Origin of the sequence: Pseudomonas sp. TAE6080 (assembly GCF_018732265.1) — a bacterium.
Lineage (GTDB): Bacteria > Pseudomonadota > Gammaproteobacteria > Pseudomonadales > Pseudomonadaceae > Aquipseudomonas > Aquipseudomonas brenneri.
The window spans coordinates 55174-76716 of the sequence record NZ_JAHIDY010000006.1 but is presented as its reverse complement, the minus strand read 5'-3'; the positions used below and the strand labels follow the sequence as shown (position 1 = coordinate 76716).

Genomic DNA, 21543 nt, shown 5'->3' with positions numbered 1-21543 from the left:
CACGGCCCGCACCCAGGAATAGTAGGCACCAATCCTGTCATTGCTCAAGGGACGCTTGTCATCCATGGGGCTGGCGGACATAGAAAGGGCTGATCGAGCATCCGCTGATCGATAGCCTGAACATTGCCGGCAGTTGAAGCTTGAGACGAACAGCGGCTCTTAAAGTCACCTCTACATGCGCAAAAGATGCCCGTCAGCGCCAGGAAAATCTGAACAATAGTGTTCGCCTTGATATATAAATTGACTTGCGCTTACAACGTTTAACACTTGCCAGCTGGCGCTTTCAGCCTGGATCCAATCTTTGACTGTGCAGCAAAGACTGGACAATTTTTATACAAACTCGCTAAAGATTAGCCAAAATAGATTCGGTACAAGAATTTTTTTTGCTTCTTGCGCTACGTCAGTTTACTTACTACAAGTAATGGGTAGTATGTACGCCGGCTATTAGCTCACTCTGAGATAGTAGCCATTAAATAGAAAGTCCTTGAAGGGGAACACGATGAACAACGTTCTGAAATTCTCTGCTCTGGCTCTGGCCGCAGTTCTGGCTACCGGTTGCAGCAGCGTCTCCAAAGAAACCGAAGCTCGTCTGACTGCAACTGAAGACGCAGCAGCTCGCTCCCAGGCCCGTGCAGACGAAGCCTACCGTAAAGCTGATGAAGCTCTGGCTGCTGCTCAAAAAGCACAACAGACTGCTGATGAAGCTAACGAGCGCGCTCTGCGCATGCTTGAAAAAGCTAGCCGCAAGTAATAATCCCTCGGGATTGTTATCAAGCCGATCCATTTTTGGATCGGCTTTTTATTGCCCGCAATTGGGCTCCGGATCCCAGGCAATAAAAAGCCCGCCAGGGAATAATCCGTGGCGGGCTTCTATTGGGTGACGTTATTGCAGCAAGTCGCCCGGTGCGCTGGTGACCATAGGTGCCTCGCCCGGCTCGCCGATTTGCGCCGGCAAGCCATCTTCGGCCGCCACTACATCACGCACCTCATCCCAATTGACCCGCAGGTTGTTGGCCAGGTCTTCGCGCTTGAGCATCGCATTGATGACGGCCGTGTGCTTGTCGACCACCGACGGCGTGCCATCGTCGTTCAATGGCGCATGCGCCTCCAGGTAAACCTTGCCGCCGCTGATGCCAAACTTGTAGGCATCATTGATGATACGCACAGGCGTGCCCACCGGAACCATCTTGGCCATCTCCAGCACGTTGTTGTTGAACATGCGGAAGCAGCCATGGCTGGTACGGGTACCAATGCCGAACTTCTTGTTGGAGCCATGAATCAGGTAGCCCGGCGTACCCAGGGTGAACTTGAATGGCCCCAGGGGGTTGTCGGGGCCTGCCGGCACCACGTTGGGCAACGGGTCACCGTCAGCCGCGTGCTCGGCCTTGATCGACGCAGGCGGGGTCCAGGTCGGGTTGGGGGTCTTGGCGATGATGCTGGTATGGGCAATCGGCGAGCCCCAGCCTTCGCGACCGATACCGAGCGGGAAGGTGTACACCACGTCCTGACCCTTGGGGTAGTAATACAGGCGGTACTCGGCCAGGTTGATCACGATGCCTTCCCGGGGGCCCGGCGGCAAGATGAAACGGGTCGGCAACACAATCTCGGCCCCGGTCCCCGGCAGCCAGGCATCGACACCCGGATTGGCTGCGACCATCTCCGAATAGCCCAGGTCATAAGTCACCCCCAGGTCGGCAAAGGTGTCTTCGTACTTGGCCTTGATCACCTGGACCTGACCGACAATGTCTTCACCCGGCGGTGGCAGGGGCAGTTGCAAGGCTGCAACAGGACCGGCTGCACACAAGGCAGCGAGAGACAGGCAACGGGTGACGACAGGGAGGCGCGACAACATCCGGGAAATCCTTCGCAGATCGACGGGGAGTAAAATGGCGATTGTAGCGTGTAGCGGCCCTTAAAGCTCGAAGCGCAGCTCAGGCCAGATAGGCGGTGTGCCGCGTTTTTGCGATTCGAGAATCGCCCGGCACAGGGGGCACAGGCGCTGATCCTGGAAGATCGAGCGATCCACCGAGGACCAGCGTGGCTGGGCCGGCAGCAATGTGCCACAGAGCGTGCGGTCGATGGTGCCGCCCAGCTCCAACTGGCGCGTCACCAGATGCACCTTCACTTCCTGGCAGGCGAACAGATCCAACTGCTCGTCGGGCTCGATCAGTTGGTAGGCAAACAGGGACCAGGCAGGACGCGACGACATCGGGGGCTCCAAATCGGGGGCGCCACCTTAGCCGAAAGACCGCTGCTAGAAAAGCGTCATAACAGCGGTTTTAGCGTCGGCCAGACATTTTCCAGCAACTTGACCTGGGCGCCGACTGCCGGGTGGATTCCGTCGGCCTGCATCATTTCGGGATGACCACCGATTCCCTCCAGGAAAAACGGGACCAACGGGACCTTTTGCACCTCGGACACATCACCATAGACCCTGGCAAAGGCCTCGGTGTAACGCTTCCCATAATTGGGTGGCAATTGCATGCCCAACAGCAGCACCTTGGCACCACTGGCCTTGGACTTCTCGATCATCGAAGCAAGATTTTGTTGCAATTGCGTTGGCAGTTGCCCGCGCAGTCCATCATTGCCGCCCAGCTCAAGAATCACCAGGTCCGGCTTATGCTCTGCAAGTGCCGCCGGCAGCCGCGCGAGGCCACCAGCACTGGTGTCGCCGCTGATGGAAGCATTGACCACCTTATCGTCGAAACCTTCGCTCTTGAGCCGTTGCTCCAGCAGCGCCACCCACCCTTTGCTGGTATCCAGGCCGAAACCGGCACTGATACTATCGCCAACGATCAGGACAGTACCCGCCGCTGCGTTCTGGGCCATGCACATCAGGGCCAGGCCAGCACTCAAAAACCATATTCGCATCGGATTCTCCATGGGCGCATGCATTCTCACCGCGCAGAACCTTAGCAAAGTGGTTCCTAGCGCGGAAGGTGAACTGACCATCCTGCACGAACTGAGCCTGGAACTGAACAAGGGCGATAGCCTGGCTATCGTCGGCAGCTCCGGCTCCGGAAAATCCACGCTCCTTGGCCTGCTGGCCGGGCTCGACCTGCCCAGCAGCGGTGAGGTCACCCTCGCCGGCCAGGCCCTGAGCCTCCTGGACGAAGACCAGCGGGCACGCATCCGCGCCGAACACGTCGGTTTTGTGTTCCAGTCGTTCCAATTGCTCGACAGCCTCAACGCCCTGGAAAACGTCATGCTGCCCCTGGAGCTGGACGGGCGCAAGGACGCCCGCGAACGCGCCCGGCACTTGCTCGAACGGGTCGGCCTGGGCCAGCGCCTGACCCATTCGCCCCGCCAGCTCTCCGGTGGCGAGCAGCAACGAGTGGCGATTGCCCGGGCGTTCGCGGCCGAACCGGACGTGCTGTTTGCCGACGAACCCACCGGCAATCTCGACAGCCATACCGGCGAGCGCATCAGCGACTTGCTGTTCGAACTCAATAAAGAAAACGGCACCACCCTGGTGCTGGTGACCCACGACGAGCGCCTGGCCCATCGCTGCCGACGCCTGATCCGCCTTGAAGCCGGCCTGATGGTCGAGCCCCTGGAGCCTTGATGGCACGCCTGCCGCTGTTGCGCCTGTTCAGCCTTGCCCTGCGCCAATTGCTGCGTGATGCCCGCGCCGGTGAGTTGCGCGTGCTGTTCTTCGCCCTGCTGGTGGCAGTGGCCGCCAGCACTGCCATCGGTTATTTCGGTGCGCGGCTTAACGGCGCCATGCTGTTGCGCGCCACCGAGTTCCTCGGCGCCGACCTGGTGCTGGAGGGCAGCTCCCCCGCCCGTTCCGAGCAGGTAGCCAGCGGCACGCAACTGGGCCTGACGCACGCCAGGGTGGTGGAGTTCTCCAGTGTCATCGCCACCGACAACGGCATTCAGCTTTCGAGTATCAAGGCGGTCAACGAGCAATACCCGCTACGCGGCCAACTGAAAAGCGCGGCTGAACCGTTCGCACAAGAGACCTCGGGCGGCGGCCCGAAACCCGGCGAGGCCTGGGTCGAGGCGCGCCTGTTGACCGCACTGGACTTGAAAATCGGCGACAGTATCGACGTCGGCATGAAAGCCCTGCGCATGACCCGCGTCCTCACCTATGAGCCGGATCGGGCCGGCAACCTCTACAGCCTCACCCCACGGGTGATGATCAACCTGGCCGACCTTGAGGCCACCGGCGTGGTCCAGCCAGGCAGCCGCGTCAGCTACCGCGAGCTGTGGCGCGCGCCGCCAGCCAGTACCACCCTGCAAACCTACCGCGACCAGATAACACCTGGCCTGGCGGCCAACCAGCGCCTGCAGGATGCACGGGACGGCAACCAGCAAATCGGTGGCGCCCTGGGCAAGGCCGAGCGCTACCTGAACATGGCCAGCCTGGTCGCCGTGCTGCTGTCCGGAGTGGCCGTGGCCCTGTCGGCGAACCGCTTTGCCAGCCGCCGCTTCGACGCCAGTGCGCTGTTGCGATGCCTGGGCCTGTCGCGGCGCGAAACCATGCTGCTGTTCAGCCTGCAACTGACCGTCCTGGGCTTGCTGGCCAGCCTCGCCGGTGCGGCACTGGGCTGGCTGGCGCAGTTGGGTCTGTTTTACCTGTTGCACGATCTGCTGCCGGCAGATGTCCCGCCTGGCGGATTGCTGCCAGCCGTCGCCGGCATCGGTACCGGGCTGGTGGCCCTGGCCGGTTTTGCCCTGCCGCCCCTGGCGGCCCTGGGCCGCGTACCACCGCTGCGGGTTCTACGGCGCGACCTGCTGCCGATCCCCTCCAGCACCTGGATGGTGTATGGCGCGGCATTGTTTGCCCTGGGCCTGATCATGTGGCGCCTGAGCCTGGACCTGGTGCTGACCTTCGCGCTGTTGGGCGGCGGGGTTATCGCCGCCCTGATCCTCGGCGGCCTGCTCCTGCTGCTATTGCAAAGCCTGCGCCGCCTGCTGGCGCGTGCAGCCCTGCCCTGGCGCCTGGGGCTGGGCCAGTTATTGCGCCACCCGTTGGCGGCGGCGGGCCAGTCCCTGGCGTTCGGCCTGATCCTGCTGTCGATGGGGTTGATCGCCCTGCTGCGTGGCGAACTGCTGGACACCTGGCAGAACCAACTGCCCAAGGATGCCCCCAACTATTTCGCGCTCAACATACTGCCAGCCGACAAGGACGCCTTCGGGGCCCGCCTGCTGGAGTTGCAAGCGCAGGCAGCGCCCTTGTATCCGGTGGTACCAGGACGCCTGATCAGCATCAACGGCGAACCCGTGCAGGAAATTGTCAGCAAGGACTCCAGTGGCGATCGGGCGATACAGCGGGACTTGAGCCTGACCTGGGCCGCCAACCTGCCCCCGGGCAACACCCTGACATCAGGCACCTGGTGGGCGGATCAGCCGAAGGATGAGATACCTGGCGTCTCGGTAGAAACCAAGGTCGCCGAAAGCCTCAAGCTCAAGCTCAACGACCACCTGGTCTTCACCGTTGGCGGGGAAAACCGTGAGGCCCGGGTCACCAGCCTGCGGGAGATCAACTGGGACAACTTCCAACCCAACTTCTTCATGATCTTTCAACCTGGCACCCTGAAGGACCTGCCGGCCACGTACCTGACCAGCTTCTACTTGGCCGCCGGCCATGACCAGCAGATCGTCGACCTGTCCCGGGCCTTCCCGGCAGTCACGATCCTGCAGGTCGAGGCGCTGCTGGCCCAACTGCGCAGCATCCTGGCCCAGGTCACGCTGGCCGTGGAGTATGTGCTGCTGTTTGTCCTGGCGGCAGGCATGGCGGTGCTGTTCTCCGGCCTGCAGGCCACCCTGGACGAACGCATCCGCCAGGGCGCCTTGTTGCGCGCCCTGGGGGCGGAGCGCAAGTTGCTGGTCAAGGCCCGGCGTATCGAGTTTGGCCTATTGGGAGCGGTCAGTGGGCTGTTGGCGGCGCTGGGGACCGAGTTAGTGACCCTGGTGCTGTATCGCTATGCATTCGACCTGGTCTGGCACCCTCATCCCTGGCTGTTGGTGCTTCCGGTGATTGGTGCGGTCTTGATCGGCGGTGCGGGGGTGTTCGGTACACGCCGTGCGCTGAACGCCAGCCCGCTGACAGTATTGCGCGAAGGTTGAAACAAAAAAGCCGGCTCCCCTGTGGGAGCCGGCTCACTGCATCACGGCGTTCTTCCTCGCGCCATCGCCGGCAAGCCGGCGCCTACCTGATGTACTCGATGCCAGTGATCCACCAGCACATTTCGCCGCCGGGCGTCTGCACAATGGCCTCATCGTCCACCTCTTTGCGCAGCAAGGCCCTGGCCATGGGTGAGTCGATGGAGATGTAATCCATGCGCTCATAAATTTCGTCATAGCCCACGATCCGAAAACGCTTGGTATCGCCCTGCTCGTTCTCGATATCCACCCAGGCTCCGAAGAACACCTTGCCCTCCTGCTCGGGCATGTATTCCACCACCCGCATATCTTCCAGGCGCTTGCGCAGGTAACGCACCCGGCGGTCGATTTCGCGCAGCAGCTTTTTGTTGTACTGGTAGTCGGCGTTTTCACTACGGTCTCCCAGCGAGGCAGCCCAAGTGACCTTGCGTGTTGTATCAGGACGCTTTTCTCGCCACAGGTAATCAAGCTCTTTCTTCAGCGCCTCATGACCTTCTTTGGTAATCAGCTTGGTACTCAAAAGCGTCACATCCCCAGGAAATGCCTATCGGTTCAAACCACCTCAGCATCAGCTAAAGATGCGCTGGCTGCCTGACGGCAATCGGTAGGCCTTGATGATAAATGAACGCCAGAAAGTAGCCAGGCCTGATTCCCCCAGGTCAATCAGAACCAGACACACTGCCTGCATCCGCATCCTGTTGTCGGTCGACTTTTTCAACAGGAAACAAGGTTCCGTCCAGACGATAAAGCAACCCCTTCAGATCGCCCCTGAAGCCTGATAACTGCCCCAGTCCGGTCGCCAATTGCTCAGCCTGTTGCTGGGATGCCCTATCCAACGCTTGTAGCCTGAACGACTCATCCTCCAGTTGGCGGGCCCACCCCTCCAGGCGGCGTTGTTCTGCCTGTTGCAACTGCGCATCCTGGGACAGATGCTCCTCACGCCCATTCAAGGCTTCGGTTCGCTGTTGCAAGGCCACCTCCAATGCGGCCAGCTGTTGATTGGCCTGCTCCAGTGCGGCTTTTTCCCGTAGCAGCTGACTTCTGTGCTGCTCAAGCTCCTCCTGCTGCTGGAACACTGCACGCTTTTGTTGCGTCAACTCTTGCGCCACACGGGCAAGATTGGTCAGCGTGGTGTCCACTTCAAGCAGGGATGACTGCTCCCGGGCCACGACTGGCGAAACGACTTCTGGCGACGTAACAGGCTGCTGCTGCACTCGCGGAGCGGGTACCTGCGGCACCACTCCCTTAGGCGGGGAAGGCAATGTGTCAGCAGGCGCTGCCACCGGCAAGACAACTGACGGTTCTTCATCCGCCCCCTGCCCCACAACCTCAGTGCCATCTGCCGTACCGGGTGGCGACACCATTTTTGACGAGAAACGAATAGACGGCACAATCAACTCGGTACTCTCAATCGCAGGCAGACCAATGACTGAAGTCCCAAGGGTGATCACCTTCATCACCAGTGCCTTCTTGATCATCAGCGAGTGGTGATCCTCAGGTCTGGCCGTCGGTAGCTTGCTGCCCTTCAGGTCAATGAAATGATAAGGCACTTGTGACGCTGAGGTATTTCCATCCTTGACACCGGACCCCGTGGCCAGGGTGATGATCTGCTTGAGGACGCTCATCGCCAGTTGCAGGCTCTCCTTGGACTCGATACCGCCAAGAAAATACCGCTCGGTCTTTTTACGCAAGGCGGCGATATAGACCCGAGAACTCCCTGGCTCAACCTCTTCGTCCAGGCTATAGACAAGAAAATTCGAAGCGATTTGCGGTATCGCAAAACAACAGAGCAGTGCACCGTTGACCGGGGAATCATGACCAGAGTGTTCAAGAACAAGAGTACGTAGAAGCATCATGAGTGTCGGACTCCATTACGGTAGTACTTCATATACACGCCATCTATCAAATCAAAAAACATCAAGAGCAACACAATTGTTTCAGCGAGTGATTGAGCTACATGTAGGAATTACCTTATTTCAGCATTTCAGCGTTTCCAAGCCCCCCCATTGAACGTACCATTTTTTAACAAAGCTGCACCTGAAACACTTAATCAATACTTTTCACCATCAACCCTCGGCAATTTCCAACCTGATCACACAGGCTACTGAGATCACCGAATACTCAGCGTGTCCCGGCAAACAACCAAGTAGAAAAACCCAATGATCGAAATAAAAAATCTAACAAAAAAAACAGGACGAGCGATTGCAATCGACAACTTGACATTTAGCGCCCGCCCTCAGGAGTGTCTAGGACTGTTTGGACATGACGGCGCAGGAAAAAGTACGCTCCTCAAATTGCTCTCAGGCGCAATCCCGGCAACTTCAGGCACGATAAAAATATATGACACAGATATCTCTAACCACCCCATAAAGGCAAAAAAAATAATAGGCTACCAGCCTGAATCGGCACTCGGCCATGGCAATATGAAGGTAAAAAGTTTTCTGGGCTACATGGCCGAAGTTCGTGGGTTTCATGGCCAGGAAAAGCGCAAGATGGTCGATCGGACGATCACCCGCCTGGAGCTTTGGCGAGTACTTGACTCACCTATCACAGCCCTTCCGCCAGGGCACCGGCGCAAAGTGGCGCTGGCCCAAGCCATCCTGCATACCCCCAAGCTACTGTTGCTCGATGAACCTACAGAAGGCCTGGACCCCCTGCAAAAACAAAAGATCGGGGCGCTTATCCAATCGTTGACCGAAGATATGACGGTCATTATTGCCTCACGCAATCCCGAAGAATTCTCCTGTATCTGCCAGCGGGCGCTGGTTCTGGTCGAGGGTCGATTGCTGGCCGATGCCCCCGTCACCGAGTTACAGCGTAGCTCGCGCCATTACCAGGCGATCACCCTGGCCGCCGATACCCCCCTGGACCTCCTGGCGCTGGCTGTGCTTCCGGGGGTAGCTGGCATCGAAGAAGACCGGCATGCCCACGGCAGCGTGACGGTACTCGCGATGCCGGGGCAAATCATCTATCCACATGTCAATGCCCTGGTCGCCAACCGCCGCTGGAAGATCAATACCTTGAGCCTTGAGCCGGGACGCCTGAGCGATGTCATCCATCATTTGAGCCAGGAGATGCCCAATTGAAACGTCTACCCGTGATATTCAAGCGGCAACTGAGTAACTACTTGTCGAACCCGGCCACTTATTTTGGTATCGTGATCTTCTTGATTGTTAACACTGCGCTCGGCTTTCATATAGGAAATTTCCTGGAAAAACCTCCAGCAAACTTACACGCTTTCTTTCAGTTCCACCCCTGGCTTTATCTTTTTTTCATTCCATTTATTTCTACACTGCTTTGGTCGGACGAGCACAAAGACAATGCGCGCTCCTTTACAAATACACTGCCAATATCAGCTCTCGAACTGACACTGGGAAAATTTCTGGCCGCCTGGAGCCTTTGCGCATTAACGCTTTCATTGAATTTCCCGCTGGTCATCGCCATTAATTACCTGGCTATGGCGGACAATTTAAGCATCCTGGCCCAATTCATAGGGAGCTGGCTACTGGCCGGTGCTTATCTTTCGTTCGCGTGCCTTGTCTGTGTCCTGGCCTATAATCGCCTTATTATTTTCGCTATCACACTCGCATTATTGTTAACAACAAGCACACTATCATCTGTACTGGATATGTTGGACCATCAGGCCCCCATCTGGGTAATTGACAGTTTGATCTCACTCAATCCGCGAATACGATTCAACGCGATAGACAACGGCCTTCTGACACTACACGACACGTCGTACTTCATAAGCATGATCATTGCCTTCCTCACCGCGACCACTCTTACTTTAAATTTCAGAAAAGGCTGAGGAAGGAAATCCCCATGAGGAACCTTATGAACTTCGGTGTGACGTTGATCGTCATCGCCTTGCTTTTTCTCGCCTTCAATCTGGTATGGGCACTGAAACTGCCCAACTATCGGTTGGACCTTTCAGAGAAAAAAATCTACACCCTGTCGCCTTCGACCGACGCCCTGCTCGCGGAACTTGAAACGCCCATGGACTTGTATTTTTTCAACGCAAGCCACCCCCGCAAGAGTGAAGCCTTGAAAAGCCATGGCGAGTACATCGCCCTGTTGCTCAAGGCCTATGAAAGTGCGTCCAAGGGCAACATTACGCTGCATCTGATTGACCCTGAACCCTTTTCAGAAGATGAGTACAAGGCCCAATTATTGGGCCTTGATAGTAAACAAGGGCTGTTTGGGCTCATCGGAACCCGTGCAAACCAAGAGCCCCAGAAAATCGAGCGGTTCGATCCCGCCCAGGTGGAATTCCTGGAGTATGAAATCAGTCACCTGATCCACAATATCGCGCGCCAGGAACAACCAGTCATCGGGTTGATCTCTGGATTAGCCATGAGTGGCAGCCAAAATGAACGCAATCAGGAAATCGCCCCACAGTGGCAGCTACTCAAGGAAATTCGCAGCCATTTCAATCTGATGAGCCTGGGCAGCGACATTTCGCGTATCCCCGGGAACGTCAGGACCTTGATGGTCGTACAGCCCGCTCGACTGCCGCAACAGACACTCTTTGCCATTGACCAGTTTGTCCTGGCAGGGGGCAAGTTGATGATGTTTGTTGACCCCTTGGATGACCTGGACTCAACCGCCGATACCTCAGGCCAGCAAAACCTGCTTGCCGCATGGGGGGTGCAGATGCAGGCGAACAAGGTATTGGCAGACAGCCGCTATGCAACCCAGGTAGTGCTTGCCGTCGGCCAGCCGCCCATACGCCATCCTGGGGCGCTCACCCTGCCCAGAGAGACGATGGCGCAGCACGATATCAGCACCTGGGGCGTTGACAGCGTAACGCTGTTAAATTCTGGTACGCTCACGCCACTGAAAAAAAGCCGCACTACATTCACCCCGCTGATCCAGAGCTCCGGGCAAGCTAGCACGTTCGATGGGGCACGCTTCGCTCAACAGGACGCATTCGACGCCATGATCAGCGAGGCTGCCACTCGCGGTCGGCAGAATGTGATCGCAGCTCGTATCGAGGGGCCCGCCTATTCTGCCTTCCCTGAAGGTATCAATGGCCAGGAAGCTGCGGTGAAAAAGGCCGCCAGGATCCATGTAGTGTTGGTTGCCGACACTGACCTGCTCAGTGACCGCATCTGGCTGGCCGCACGCACCGCCAATGGACAAAAAGCGCTGCGTTCGGGTAATGCCAGGTTTGTTCTCAATACCCTGGATAACCTGGCAGCGTCCGACGCACTAAGTGCTATCAGCCCTCGTGCAAGCGATCAGCAACAACCAGGGTTGCTGGACAGGCTGCGCAACGAGGCCGAACAGTCCTACCGAAAAAAAGCCACCCTCCTGGAACAACGCCTGGACCAAGCAGAAAAAGAATGGCAGTCGTTGAACACGCCGTCATTGATATCGGGGAGCCAGGCCATTTCCTCCAATACGATGCTGCAAGCGTTAAACAAAGAACGCCTGCGATTACGCATGGAGCTTCACACGCTGAAAAAAGACGCCTACAAGAACGTCCGCCAACTGGAGCTCATCGTGATGCTGCTCTCTATCATCACCGTTCCGCTGATAGTGAGCCTGCTCGGCCTGGGGATCTTCATCTCGCACCAACGTCGCCAACATCCGCCTGCTGCAGTGTTCTACTGAGCGTTACAGGTTAACGCCGGGTAATCAGGCCCTGGCGCGCCACACGGGTCAGGTGTCGGATGAACTCATCGGCATCCTCGGCGTTCGGCGCCTGGATCACCGCCAGATCAAAGCTGTTCGTGGCAAAACGCGCCAGGGACTCGCCGTCTTCAACAAACTGGATCAGGAAAGCCGAAGGACGACCCGTGCGCCGGGGCCAGCCATCCAGATAACGCAGCAGCGTCGGCTGGTGCTTGCCGCCAAGAAGAATTTTCGGATTGCGCTGAGTCAGGCCCGCAGTGATCGGGGCCAAGCGTACAAGAGGTCGTAGTGCATTCATCGTGTCGTGTCTCTACCTCAAAAGTCTGCGGGCAGGTGAGAGGCAACACCGAACCAGCGCTTTAGCGGTATTTCGAAACCTGGAACAGGCTTCTGTCGGGGCTGCATCGAGTCCCTGTGGCGCCCCGCAATTAGCTGTTTAAATCGGCGCATGCAGCATCCTAGAGAAGCTGGTGGGGAAGTGTCAAGAATCCCGTACAACGAAAAAGGCCCGCACGGGGCGGGCCTTTACAGGAGCGTCAGCAGGATCAATTGGCGATTGCGCGGTCGACAGACAGTTTGCCAGCCCCTTCAAACAGCACCGCCACTGTACCGCCCAGCAATGCCAGGGCGAACTCGTAGCCGTTGTTGGCCATGAACAGACCGTTGCTGATATGCACCGAGAAAATCGCCACCAGCGAGACAAAGGCCAGGCCCAGCGCTGCCGGACGCACCAGCAAACCGATGATCAGCGCCAGGCCGGCAAAGAACTCGGTACCGCCCGACAACAGTGCCATTAGAGTGCCCGGTGCCAGACCGATACTTTCCATCCACTGCGCCGTCCCCGCCAAGCCACCACCACCGAACCAGCCAAAGAGTTTTTGCGAACCGTGGGCGGCAAAAATGATGCCGACGAAAATCCGCAGTACCGTCAGGCCGTAGCCTGCGCGGGTGGACAGAATGTTTTTGATCAATGGGCTCATGCTGACAATCCTTTCAATGTAGGGGTTGGTTGGTCGCTATATTAATCAGTTTAAATAATGATAAAAGCCGAAAAAATGCCTAAATCATATCGATAATATCGATTATTTTCGCGAGACAATCTTCGCTGACACCGGCTCCAGGGAGTCCCGTTCCCGATCAAAGGCCAAGTAATACTTGTTCACGCTATTAACATAGCTGACACCGCCCATTCCGACCTGCTCCATGGCGATACGCTCCACCTGAAAGAACCACTGATTGGGGTTCAAGCCCCGGCGCCTGGCCTCGGCACGCATGCCCTGTACCCGCTCCGGCCCCATGTTGTAGGCCGCCAGCACGAACGCCATGCGCTCGCGCTCGTTGAGCTTGGGGCTGGCGAAGAACTTGCGGCGAATCAGGGCCAGGTAGCGCGCGCCCGCCTGCACATTGCTGTCCAGGGTCTGGATATTGTTGACCCCGACCCGCTGCGCGGCCGACGGGGTGATCTGCATCAGGCCCGTCGGCCCGCTGCCACTTTTCGCCGCAGGGTTGAGCGATGATTCCTTGAAGGCCAGGGCCGCCAGGTTCAACCAGTCCATGCCTTGTTCCCGGGCATGCTTTTGCAGCACCGGGCGCAGCTTTTCCAGGCGCTGGCGATCAGCCCGCGCCAGGGGATAGCGCACCTTATAGAGACGGCGATAGATACGCTGGAAAGCCACATCCTGGTCCGACGGGGTCTTGTAGGTTTTCAGGAAGCGATCAATGCTCGCCCGTAGCATCGAGGCATCCTGGCGCACGAACCAGTACTCTTCGCCCGGCTCGCTGATCGCCACTTGCCGATCAAAACGCAGCTTGGGCAGGACCTTGGACCAACGCTCGGCAATCGGTCGCTCGACAATGGTCAGATGGAAGATCCCAGCCTGGACCATCTCCAGCACATCCTCCACCGCCAGGCTGGGGTCCACCCATTCCACCTTGACCGGCGGCAGTTTGCGCAGCGCCAGTTTCTGGTTGATCTGGTTGACCGCTTCCCCCGCCGCACTGCCAGTGGTCAAGGCCAAAGTGCGCCCAGACAACTGTTCCAGCCGGGTAAACCGCCGCTCGCCCTTGAGCCCCACCAGCCACAGCGGCACATCACTGGCAATCGGGTCACTGCTGCTGATCTTGTGCGCCCCCGTCGCATCCAGCAATTCACCGGGGGCAACCAGATCGCCTTCGCCGCGAGCCAGCGCCCCCAGCAATTGGTCCTTGGCCCTGGGAATGATCTTGAGGTTGATTTCCTGGCCGTCACGGGCCCGGCCATTAAGGTAATGTTCGAAGGCGCGCAGGCGATGGTATTCAGCACCGATGGACTGCCCCTGGACTTCACCGGAACTGTTGCGACTCTGGTTGACCAGCACCCGTAACGTGCGGCTGCTGCGGATTTCGGCCAGGTCGCGGACCTTGCCCGTCTTGGTCACTTCCAGCGGCCCGTCCAGGCGCGCAACCGCCGCCGTGGGCAGGAGCAGCGTCAGGCATACCATGAGCAATGCCGAGGGTCGGATCATCCGCTCTCCGGAAAGAACAAGGCCCCATGCACCGCGCAAAACGCCACATTGGGGGACAGAAACAGAGCGCCAGAGGCGCAGACTTTGGGCGCAAGGGTGTCACAGCAGCAGCTCATCGGCCAACCACGGTGTTACTTGCGACGTTCAAAGACAGCGATAACTCGTTGTAGTTCTAGGTTTTTCTTATAAATCTACAGCTCTGATAGACTTTCCGGCCGCAGGCGGAGATAGCACCATGCAACTCATTGATATTGGCGTCAACCTGACCAACCCCAGTTTCGACGACAAACACCAGGCCGTGCTCGACCGCGCCTATGCCGCCGGCGTGGGCCAATTGGTTGTCACCGGCACCAGCGTGCAAGGCAGTGAACAGGCCCTGGAACTGTGCCAGCGTTGGGATGAAAGCGCCCAACGGCTGTTCTCCACCGCGGGCATTCACCCCCACAGCGCCAGCGATTGGAACGCCGACACCGCCCGGCAACTGCGTGACCTGCTCAGCCAGGACCGGGTACGCGCCGTGGGTGAATGCGGGCTGGATTTCAACCGTGATTTCTCACCACGGCCCCAGCAGGAAAAAGTCCTCGAAGCCCACCTGGCATTAGCCGTCGAATTGCAATTGCCGGTGTTTCTCCATGAGCGCGACGCCAATCAGCGTTTGCTGGAGATCCTGCGCGACTACCGCGATCATCTGCCCGCCGCCGTGGTGCACTGCTTCACCGGCGAGCAGCGCGCCCTGTTCAGCTACCTCGACCTTGACCTGCATATTGGTATCACCGGCTGGATCTGTGACGAACGGCGTGGGACGCACCTGCACCCGCTTGTCAGGGAAATCCCCCGGGGTCGCCTGATGCTGGAAAGCGATGCGCCCTACCTGCTGCCGCGCACCCTGCGTCCCAAACCCAAGAACGGGCGCAATGAACCCGCCTATTTACCGGAAGTCTTGCGTGAAGTGGCCCAGCACCGCGAAGAAAGCCTGGAAGACCTGGCCCAGCACAGCACCGCCTGCGCCCGCACGTTTTTCGGCCTGCCTGCGTTGGATTGACGCGGCGCATTGACCCATATCAACACCCTTTTTCCGAATAGCGGCACAATAATGGCACCTTGCCAAAACTGTTTCCGCTATCAGAGAAAACCTTCCATGGGTGCCTGGCTTAGCAATATCTCGCTGAAGTACAAATTTTGGGCCGTCAACGCGGTCGCCTTCATCACCACACTGCTGCTGGTGCTGTATGCCGTGCAGCTTGAACAACAGGCCCGCAGCCACGCCTCCCAGGCTTCGGCACAAGCCCAGGGCCGCTTGCTCGGCGCCTGGCCGGCCGGGCAGGCGCTGCCCAAGGGCGAACACTGGCTGGCGTTCCAGCGGGGCCAGGCGCCCGAACTGGCGGACCACGACCTGTCTGCCCTGAGCGAAGCCAATGGCTGGGTCGAGTTCAATCATATGCCACTGTTCGGCGACAACCCGTTGATGGGCGCCGAAGTCATCTCCCGCGCCGACGGCCAGCAAGTCGCCGTACTGGCCTATGCACCCAGCTTGAGCCAGGTGTTTACCGAACGTTTCACCCACTACGCGGTAGCGGTGCTGATCCTGATGCTGGCGATGCTCTGCGCCTCGCAGTTGCTGATCCGCTTTTTGCTCGCCCAACTCAACACCTTGAAAGACGTGATGCTGCATGTTGAGAAAACCGGCGACCTCTCGGCTCGGGTGCCCCTGGCGTGCAAGGACGAAGTCGGGCAGATGGCCAGCGCGTTCAACGCCATGCAGGCCGGCTACCAGCGGGTAGTGAGCACGGTGGCGCGCACCGCCAAACTGTTGGACGACGGTGCCGCACGCCTGGCCAGCAGCATGAATGAGGTCCAGCACGGCATGCTCGGCCAGCAAAGTGAGACCGACCAGGCCGCCACGGCGATCAATGAAATGACCGCCACCGTGTATCACATTGCCCAACACGCCGGCGCCACACGCGACCTGTCGCAGACCGCCGACACCTTGGCCGGCAGCGGCCAGGAAGTGGTGACCCGGGTCCAGCGCTCGATTGCCGGGCTGTCCACCGGCGTGCAGCAAACCGCAGAGATGATCCAGAAACTGGCCGAAGACAGTCAGAAGATCAACGGTGTGGTCGGCGTGATCCACAGCATCGCCGAACAAACCAACCTGCTGGCCCTCAACGCCGCGATTGAAGCCGCCCGCGCCGGTGAAATGGGCCGCGGCTTTGCCGTCGTCGCCGACGAAGTGCGCAACCTGGCCAAGCGCGTACAAAGCTCCACCGATGAGATCACCCGCATGGTCTCGGCCCTGCAGGCCGGCACCCGGGACGCGGTGGACTTTATGCAGGAAAGCTCCTTCAAGGCAGATGACTGTGTACAGCAAGCCCAGGAAGCCGGCGCCTCACTCGCCGAAATCACCAGCGCCGTGGCGCAGATGCGCGAGAGCAACACGCAGATTGCGGTGGCCGCCGAACAACAGAGCCACGTGGCCGAAGAGATGAACCGCGCAGTGGTGAGCATTCGTGATGTCACGGAAAACACCGTGCAACAGACCGTGGATTCCGCGACCACCAGCAACGAGCTGGCGACCCTGGCCGGCGAGTTGAACAAGGCGATCGGTCAACTGAAGTTGTGAAGTTTGCCTGCCGATCAGCCAACGCTCGCCGTTGGCGGATCCCATCAAATCGCTATAACCCCCATAGCCAACCCCAATTCGCCGCCCCTGCCCACCCAACCTAAACTCTGTTCATCGAGTATCAATGGACAGAGGATTTATCATCATGGGCAAACGTCACCCCAATCTCCCGGCCTGGCAATGGCGCGCCTACCCGCAGAACCATCAGCACCCGACCAATCTGGTGTTGCACCTGATTGCCGTGCCGCTGTTCATCGTCGGGTTTCTGCTGATTGTGTCCGGGGTGTTCAGCCTGAGCCTGGCCAGCTTTGCCATCGGCGTGATCGGCGTGTTGGCCGGCCTGGCGCTGCAACGCCATGGCCATAGCCTGGAAGCCCAGGCCAGCGAACCGTTCAGTGATCGTAAAGATGCGGTACAGCGCCTGCTGGTCGAGCAGTTCGTGACTTTTCCGCGTTTTGTCCTCAGTGGCGGCTGGTGGCAAGCCTGGCGTCAGCGCCACCGCCACTGAAGGCCACTCAGGCGAATACCACCACGGTCTGCCGGCTGATGGCGATCAACTGGCCGTCTGGCCCCCATAGCTTGGCAGCGGCATGCCCGTAGCCATCACGGGCATGCTCGATCTCGACGTGGTACTGGCACCAGTCCAGGGTCGTCAACTGCGCCAGCGGCTGGATGAACTCGATGGTCCAGGTCAGGGTGCTGCCCGGGGCAGGCCGCTTCAGGTGCGGTAGCAGGGCCGGCGGCCAGGCATCCACCAGCGCGAGGATATGCGCTTCGGTCAAGGGTTCCTCCTTCACATCCCCACGCAAACGTACCCAGCCGCCCATGTCCCGCGACTTGTTGCCGGTGAACGGCCAGCCGCCGACGCTCCAGCGCATCGCCAGGTGCCGCATGAACTCGGGGGTCGCACCTTTGATATACGGCAGTTCCTGGCACTCGTCCCAATGCTTGAAGGTCGGCGCCGGCAACGCCTGCACATCGATCTCCGAAGGGCGCGATGCGCCGAAACTGGCCTGGACCAGGGTCATGACTTCACCACCCTGCACCACTCGCCCCAGCAACTGGCTGACCGCCTTGCCTTCGCGCAGCACTTCCACTTGATAGCTGGCCGATACGTCTGGCGCCACCGGCCCGACAAAGGTCACGGCCAACGACCGCAACGGGCGGTCTGCCGGCACCTGGGCGCGCAGGGCTTCGTATTGCAAAGCGGCGACCAGCCCGCCAAACGTGGCGCGGCCCTGGGCCCACTCGGCCGGGATAGACACGTCCAACGGGTTATTACGGGCGGCGTCGAGCAAATCACTAAAGCGCATGGCGACCTCACATCAAGAAAATCGATTGTGCGATCTTAACCAGCGTGCCAGTCAGGTACAGCGCTTATTCCGGCCAAAAAACCGGACAGATAAGCCGCCGGATCAGAAACACTCCGCCGCCAGCTTATCCAGCACCCGATCCGCCTTGCCTTCGGCCTGGGCCATGGTGCGATGCCAGACCGCAACACAAGGTTGCAGATCCGCCTGATGTTCCGCCTGCGCCAGCCATTGCCAGCAGTCATGCCAATCCCCCAGCGCGCCTTGGGCGGACTTGAGACGGGACATGGCCTTGGCCGGCAATTGCCCCAATTGCGGATAAGCCTCGGCCGCGTAACGCACGCGCTTGATCAATAAGCGCAGGCGATGGCGGTCGTGACCGGGATCGTGCAGGGCCTCATCGAGGGTTTGCCACTGCTTGGCCAACCGCTTTTCGATGCGCGCCTGCAGCCCCTTGAGCAATTTTTGGTGATCGGACGCGCGGATAAAGCGGGGAAAGGCATCCAGGATCAGCAGCAGGTGTGCGACTTGCGGGCTGTGCGCCACCTGTCGATAGGTTTGTGGCTGCTGGCGCAGGCGCCGCGCCGCCGCTTCGTGATAGCCGTGCTGCTGCAAGTACGCCGCCAGCACTTCACGGTCGCGCAGTGGCGTGGTCAATTGGCCGACCGCGCTGGCGGCCGCTTCCAGTTGCTCGACACCGGGCAGCCCGCGCAAGGGCCGCAACAGGCTGCGCAGGCGCCGCACGGTGGTGCGCAAGTCGTGCAACGCCTCGTCATCGGTCACCGCCGCCAGGCGTGCCTGGCAACTCAACAATCCGACTTCCAGGCCAATGACCTGGGCGACCAACTGATCCACCAACGCCGACATGCTGCTTCCCCTGTTAAACAACGTCCATACGCCTGCGCAAAACAGGCGCCTGGAACCACCTTAACCACTACCCCGGCGTGTTGCGCTGACTCGGATCAACGCCCGGCGCGCGACTCACGGATATAGAAACGGGCTTTTTGCGCTTTACTGGCGCACCCTTCGAACGCTTCGAATTGTTGCTGGGTCTTGGCGCCGGTCAGCAACGACAGGGCCTTGGAATAGCTGACCGTCCCGGCAAAACCTTCAGCCTTGGCCAAGTCCAGCTCACGCCAGGCAGAATCCAACTGGCTGCCACAACTATCGCGATAAGCCGTTTTACCAGCACAACCGGCCAAGGCCAGTACGATCACAGGCAAACACATCCAGGCTTTCATCAATGACACCTCAAGAAAAGAAAACAGTCGTGGGATGTAGACGTTGCCTACATCGAAAAGTGCCTTATCACACAGCCTGAAATGCCCAGCGCCGATGGCCAAAGCATACCCGAGCAAATAGCTCGGCTTCTGAAAATAATCACTCTTGTCAGCTAGGATTGAAGCAGCCCCCTCGATGGGTGCATTGTGGACAGCTGTTTTGCGAAGGATTCGGTCATGAAAAAACGTGTTGCATTGGTCCTGGGCTCCGGCGGTGCGCGGGGTTATGCCCATATCGGGGTGATCGAAGAGATCGAAAGACGCGGCTATGAAATCGCCTGTATCGCCGGCTGCTCCATGGGTGCGGTGGTGGGCGGGGTCTATGCGGCAGGCAAGCTTGAAGACTATCGGAACTGGATCGAAAGCCTGGACTATCTGGACGTGTTGCGCCTGGTGGATGTGAGCTTTCGCCTGGGGGCGATACGCGGCGAAAAAGTCTTCGGGCAGATCCGCAAGATCGTCGGCGAGATCAATATCGAGGACCTGCGCATTCCCTACACGGCGGTGGCCACCGACCTGACCAACCAGCAGGAAATCTGGTTCCAGGAAGGCTGCCTGCACCAGGCCATGCGAGCCTCGGCGGCGATTCCCAGCCTGTTTACCCCGGTGATGCAAGGCAACCGCATGCTGGTGGACGGCGGCCTGCTCAACCCGCTGCCCATCGTGCCGGTGGTGTCGAGCCATTGCGACTTGATCATTGCGGTCAACCTCAACGCCACCAACCAGAAGCATTACAAACTGCCGGTGATCCAGCGCCCACCGGCGTTCAAAAGCCGCTTCGACAGCCTGGTGCGTTCATTGGGCTCGCACTTGCCGTTTCGGCGCAAACAAGCCGAGAACTTGTTGCTGCTGGAGCAGGAAGCGCTACAGGCGCAAGCCGCCGATATCAATCCATGGCTCGAAGGCGCCGAGCCTGAGGCCCAGCAACCGGCTGCCGCGCCGCAAGCTGCCGGCGCACCGAAATCCGCTACCGGCTCGTTCATCATCGACAACGTCGGGCCGGCGTCGCTGCTGGATTTGATCAACCAGAGTTTCGAGGTGATGCAGACATCGTTGGCGCAGTACAAGATCGCCGGTTATCCGCCGGATGTGCTGATCAACGTGCCCAAGCGGGTGTGCCGGTTCTTCGAGTTCTACAAGGCACCGGAATTGATCGCGCTGGGGCGCGAGATTGCCAGTGATACGCTGGATCGGTATGAGAGTGAGCAGGGTTGAGATCTTCGATGGGGCTTGGGGCCCTATCGCGGGCAAGCCCACTCCCACATTTAGATTTGTGAATGCATTCAAAAGGTGGGAACGGGCTTGCTCGCGATGAGGCCGGCCCAGCAACCACAATCCCTCAGCCCTCAGCCCCCAACAACCGATACCCCACCCCCGCCTCGGTCACGATAAACCGCGGCTGGGTCGGGTCATCCGCCAGTTTCTGACGCAAGTGCCCCACCACAATCCGCAGGTAGTGGCTGTCTTCGGTGTGAGTCGGCCCCCAGATATCCTTGAGCAACTGCTGCTGGGTGATCACCCGGCCGGGATGGCGCGCCAGTTGCGCCAGCACGGCATATTCCTTGCGGGTCAGGGCCACGTCGGCCCCGTCCAGCAACACCCGCCGATAGGCCAGGTCCACCGTCAACGGGCCAAACTGCAGCGCCGCCTGTTGGGCTTCTCCAGCAGGTGCCTGGCGTAACAATGCACGGACCCGGGCCAGGAACTCCTGGATGCCAAACGGCTTGGTCACATAGTCGTTGGCGCCACCGTCCAGTGCCTGGACCTTCTGCCCTTCGCTGGCACGTACCGACAACACCAGCACCGGGGCCGTCGACCATTCGCGCAAGTCGCGCAGCACCTGTTGGCCGTCCATGTCCGGCAGGCCCAGGTCCAGCACCAGCAGGTCCGGTTTGTTCAATGCCGCCTGGGCCAGTCCTTCGGCACCGGTTCCGGCCTCCAGCACTTTGTAGCCTTGGGAGGCCAGGCTGATGCGCAAGAACTTGCGGATCTGCGGCTCGTCATCAATGACCAAAATCGTCGCAGTCTGGCTCATGGTGTTCCGTCACAATCGCTAAAAAAAGATAAGAGTAGCGCACCGG

General features: G+C 59.4%; 22 protein-coding genes. 10 read left to right on the top strand and 12 right to left on the bottom strand.

Translation table 11 applies throughout. From position 1 onward, the window contains the following. Positions 1 to 499 precede the first annotated feature (499 nt). Positions 500 to 751, top strand: coding sequence for an outer membrane lipoprotei OprI (gene oprI / locus KL786_RS06760; protein WP_003172710.1), 252 nt, complete (start codon positions 500 to 502; stop codon positions 749 to 751). Positions 752 to 883: 132 nt separating this feature from the next. Here the strand turns inward: oprI and KL786_RS06755 are convergent, their stop codons facing one another. The 3 genes from KL786_RS06755 to KL786_RS06745 are packed head-to-tail and all read right to left on the bottom strand — an operon-like array spanning position 884 to position 2871. After that, positions 884 to 1852, bottom strand: a complete 969-nt coding sequence (locus KL786_RS06755) for a L,D-transpeptidase family protein (RefSeq protein ID WP_032863065.1) — start codon at positions 1850 to 1852, stop codon at positions 884 to 886. Between the two features lie 60 nt (positions 1853 to 1912). Then, entirely contained in the window at positions 1913 to 2209 is a 297-nt protein-coding gene (locus KL786_RS06750) for a hypothetical protein (protein WP_029297976.1), read from the bottom strand. Between the two features lie 56 nt (positions 2210 to 2265). Further along, entirely contained in the window at positions 2266 to 2871 is a 606-nt protein-coding gene (locus KL786_RS06745) for an arylesterase (protein ID WP_215517109.1), read from the bottom strand. A 10-nt stretch (positions 2872 to 2881) separates the two neighbouring features. On the opposite strand from KL786_RS06745, the gene KL786_RS06740 reads away from it, so the two are divergent. Next, positions 2882 to 3565, top strand: coding sequence for an ABC transporter ATP-binding protein (locus KL786_RS06740; protein WP_032863069.1), 684 nt, complete (start codon positions 2882 to 2884; stop codon positions 3563 to 3565). Next, entirely contained in the window at positions 3565 to 6075 is a 2511-nt protein-coding gene (locus KL786_RS06735; protein ID WP_215517108.1) for an ABC transporter permease, read from the top strand. Before KL786_RS06740 ends, KL786_RS06735 begins: the two co-directional genes overlap by 1 nt. An 82-nt stretch (positions 6076 to 6157) precedes the next feature. Here the strand turns inward: KL786_RS06735 and greB are convergent, their stop codons facing one another. Next, entirely contained in the window at positions 6158 to 6631 is a 474-nt protein-coding gene (gene greB, locus KL786_RS06730) for a transcription elongation factor GreB (protein ID WP_032863073.1), read from the bottom strand. 139 nt (positions 6632 to 6770) lie between these two features. Continuing rightward, positions 6771 to 7967: a hypothetical protein gene (locus KL786_RS06725; RefSeq protein WP_215517107.1), complete on the bottom strand. Its 1197-nt coding sequence runs from the start codon at positions 7965 to 7967 to the stop codon at positions 6771 to 6773. A 303-nt stretch (positions 7968 to 8270) separates the two neighbouring features. On the opposite strand from KL786_RS06725, the gene KL786_RS06720 reads away from it, so the two are divergent. The 3 genes from KL786_RS06720 to KL786_RS06710 are packed head-to-tail and all read left to right on the top strand — an operon-like array spanning position 8271 to position 11727. Next, complete coding sequence (locus tag KL786_RS06720) at positions 8271 to 9197, top strand: ABC transporter ATP-binding protein (RefSeq protein ID WP_215517106.1); 927 nt, start codon at positions 8271 to 8273, stop codon at positions 9195 to 9197. Continuing rightward, a complete protein-coding gene (locus tag KL786_RS06715; protein ID WP_215517105.1) occupies positions 9194 to 9919 on the top strand; it encodes an ABC transporter permease in 726 nt (241 codons plus the stop codon). Before KL786_RS06720 ends, KL786_RS06715 begins: the two co-directional genes overlap by 4 nt. 26 nt (positions 9920 to 9945) lie before the next feature. After that, complete coding sequence (locus KL786_RS06710) at positions 9946 to 11727, top strand: Gldg family protein (protein WP_252193624.1); 1782 nt, start codon at positions 9946 to 9948, stop codon at positions 11725 to 11727. A 10-nt stretch (positions 11728 to 11737) separates the two neighbouring features. Here KL786_RS06710 and KL786_RS06705 read toward each other — a convergent pair whose 3' ends face one another. The 3 genes from KL786_RS06705 to KL786_RS06695 all read right to left on the bottom strand — a co-directional run bounded on the left by KL786_RS06705 (position 11738) and on the right by KL786_RS06695 (position 14252). Continuing rightward, entirely contained in the window at positions 11738 to 12046 is a 309-nt protein-coding gene (locus KL786_RS06705) for a hypothetical protein (protein WP_076963891.1), read from the bottom strand. Between the two features lie 247 nt (positions 12047 to 12293). Further along, positions 12294 to 12728, bottom strand: coding sequence for a DoxX family protein (locus KL786_RS06700; protein ID WP_032863083.1), 435 nt, complete (start codon positions 12726 to 12728; stop codon positions 12294 to 12296). A 102-nt stretch (positions 12729 to 12830) separates the two neighbouring features. Then, positions 12831 to 14252 carry an MltF family protein gene (locus KL786_RS06695; protein ID WP_215517103.1) on the bottom strand — a complete coding sequence of 474 codons (1422 nt, stop codon included), beginning with the start codon at positions 14250 to 14252 and terminating at the stop codon, positions 12831 to 12833. Between the two features lie 235 nt (positions 14253 to 14487). On the opposite strand from KL786_RS06695, the gene KL786_RS06690 reads away from it, so the two are divergent. From KL786_RS06690 to KL786_RS06680, 3 genes are all read left to right on the top strand, one after another. Further along, complete coding sequence (locus tag KL786_RS06690) at positions 14488 to 15294, top strand: TatD family hydrolase (protein WP_215517102.1); 807 nt, start codon at positions 14488 to 14490, stop codon at positions 15292 to 15294. A gap of 96 nt (positions 15295 to 15390) precedes the next feature. Beyond that, on the top strand, positions 15391 to 16872 hold the full coding sequence (locus KL786_RS06685) for a methyl-accepting chemotaxis protein (protein ID WP_215517101.1): 1482 nt from the start codon (positions 15391 to 15393) through the stop codon (positions 16870 to 16872). A 145-nt stretch (positions 16873 to 17017) separates the two neighbouring features. Further along, positions 17018 to 17380 (top strand): Mpo1-like protein, encoded by a 363-nt coding sequence (locus tag KL786_RS06680; protein ID WP_032863091.1) that lies wholly within the window; start codon positions 17018 to 17020, stop codon positions 17378 to 17380. A 7-nt stretch (positions 17381 to 17387) separates the two neighbouring features. On the opposite strand, the gene KL786_RS06675 is transcribed toward KL786_RS06680, so the two are convergent. The 3 genes from KL786_RS06675 to KL786_RS06665 form a co-directional block, all read right to left on the bottom strand. Continuing rightward, the gene (locus KL786_RS06675; RefSeq protein WP_215517100.1) at positions 17388 to 18185 is read right to left on the bottom strand and encodes an acyl-CoA thioesterase; all 798 of its coding nucleotides are present in this window, start codon (positions 18183 to 18185) and stop codon (positions 17388 to 17390) included. Positions 18186 to 18287: 102 nt separating this feature from the next. After that, the gene (locus tag KL786_RS06670) at positions 18288 to 19049 is read right to left on the bottom strand and encodes a CHAD domain-containing protein (protein ID WP_215517099.1); all 762 of its coding nucleotides are present in this window, start codon (positions 19047 to 19049) and stop codon (positions 18288 to 18290) included. A gap of 95 nt (positions 19050 to 19144) precedes the next feature. Beyond that, a complete protein-coding gene (locus KL786_RS06665) occupies positions 19145 to 19423 on the bottom strand; it encodes a hypothetical protein (RefSeq protein WP_215517098.1) in 279 nt (92 codons plus the stop codon). 216 nt (positions 19424 to 19639) lie between these two features. Here KL786_RS06665 and KL786_RS06660 point away from each other — a divergent pair, with 216 nt between their 5' ends. Then, positions 19640 to 20677 (top strand): patatin-like phospholipase family protein, encoded by a 1038-nt coding sequence (locus KL786_RS06660; protein WP_215517097.1) that lies wholly within the window; start codon positions 19640 to 19642, stop codon positions 20675 to 20677. A 124-nt stretch (positions 20678 to 20801) separates the two neighbouring features. Here the strand turns inward: KL786_RS06660 and KL786_RS06655 are convergent, their stop codons facing one another. Beyond that, positions 20802 to 21497 carry a response regulator gene (locus KL786_RS06655; RefSeq protein ID WP_065942601.1) on the bottom strand — a complete coding sequence of 232 codons (696 nt, stop codon included), beginning with the start codon at positions 21495 to 21497 and terminating at the stop codon, positions 20802 to 20804. Positions 21498 to 21543: the final 46 nt, after the last annotated feature.

What these genes read in the sequence shown, in the direction of transcription:
- oprI (WP_003172710.1), top strand. Translation starts at nt 500, where the DNA reads ATGAACAACGTTCTGAAATTCTCTGCTCTGGCTCTGGCCGCAGTTCTG.
- KL786_RS06755 (WP_032863065.1), bottom strand. Translation starts at nt 1,852, where the DNA reads ATGTTGTCGCGCCTCCCTGTCGTCACCCGTTGCCTGTCTCTCGCTGCC.
- KL786_RS06750 (WP_029297976.1), bottom strand. Translation starts at nt 2,209, where the DNA reads ATGTCGTCGCGTCCTGCCTGGTCCCTGTTTGCCTACCAACTGATCGAG.
- KL786_RS06745 (WP_215517109.1), bottom strand. Translation starts at nt 2,871, where the DNA reads ATGCGAATATGGTTTTTGAGTGCTGGCCTGGCCCTGATGTGCATGGCC.
- KL786_RS06740 (WP_032863069.1), top strand. Translation starts at nt 2,882, where the DNA reads ATGGGCGCATGCATTCTCACCGCGCAGAACCTTAGCAAAGTGGTTCCT.
- KL786_RS06735 (WP_215517108.1), top strand. Translation starts at nt 3,565, where the DNA reads ATGGCACGCCTGCCGCTGTTGCGCCTGTTCAGCCTTGCCCTGCGCCAA.
- KL786_RS06725 (WP_215517107.1), bottom strand. Translation starts at nt 7,967, where the DNA reads ATGATGCTTCTACGTACTCTTGTTCTTGAACACTCTGGTCATGATTCC.
- KL786_RS06720 (WP_215517106.1), top strand. Translation starts at nt 8,271, where the DNA reads ATGATCGAAATAAAAAATCTAACAAAAAAAACAGGACGAGCGATTGCA.
- KL786_RS06710 (WP_252193624.1), top strand. Translation starts at nt 9,946, where the DNA reads ATGAACTTCGGTGTGACGTTGATCGTCATCGCCTTGCTTTTTCTCGCC.
- KL786_RS06705 (WP_076963891.1), bottom strand. Translation starts at nt 12,046, where the DNA reads ATGAATGCACTACGACCTCTTGTACGCTTGGCCCCGATCACTGCGGGC.
- KL786_RS06700 (WP_032863083.1), bottom strand. Translation starts at nt 12,728, where the DNA reads ATGAGCCCATTGATCAAAAACATTCTGTCCACCCGCGCAGGCTACGGC.
- KL786_RS06695 (WP_215517103.1), bottom strand. Translation starts at nt 14,252, where the DNA reads ATGATCCGACCCTCGGCATTGCTCATGGTATGCCTGACGCTGCTCCTG.
- KL786_RS06690 (WP_215517102.1), top strand. Translation starts at nt 14,488, where the DNA reads ATGCAACTCATTGATATTGGCGTCAACCTGACCAACCCCAGTTTCGAC.
- KL786_RS06685 (WP_215517101.1), top strand. Translation starts at nt 15,391, where the DNA reads ATGGGTGCCTGGCTTAGCAATATCTCGCTGAAGTACAAATTTTGGGCC.
- KL786_RS06680 (WP_032863091.1), top strand. Translation starts at nt 17,018, where the DNA reads ATGGGCAAACGTCACCCCAATCTCCCGGCCTGGCAATGGCGCGCCTAC.
- KL786_RS06675 (WP_215517100.1), bottom strand. Translation starts at nt 18,185, where the DNA reads ATGCGCTTTAGTGATTTGCTCGACGCCGCCCGTAATAACCCGTTGGAC.
- KL786_RS06670 (WP_215517099.1), bottom strand. Translation starts at nt 19,049, where the DNA reads ATGTCGGCGTTGGTGGATCAGTTGGTCGCCCAGGTCATTGGCCTGGAA.
- KL786_RS06665 (WP_215517098.1), bottom strand. Translation starts at nt 19,423, where the DNA reads ATGAAAGCCTGGATGTGTTTGCCTGTGATCGTACTGGCCTTGGCCGGT.
- KL786_RS06660 (WP_215517097.1), top strand. Translation starts at nt 19,640, where the DNA reads ATGAAAAAACGTGTTGCATTGGTCCTGGGCTCCGGCGGTGCGCGGGGT.
- KL786_RS06655 (WP_065942601.1), bottom strand. Translation starts at nt 21,497, where the DNA reads ATGAGCCAGACTGCGACGATTTTGGTCATTGATGACGAGCCGCAGATC.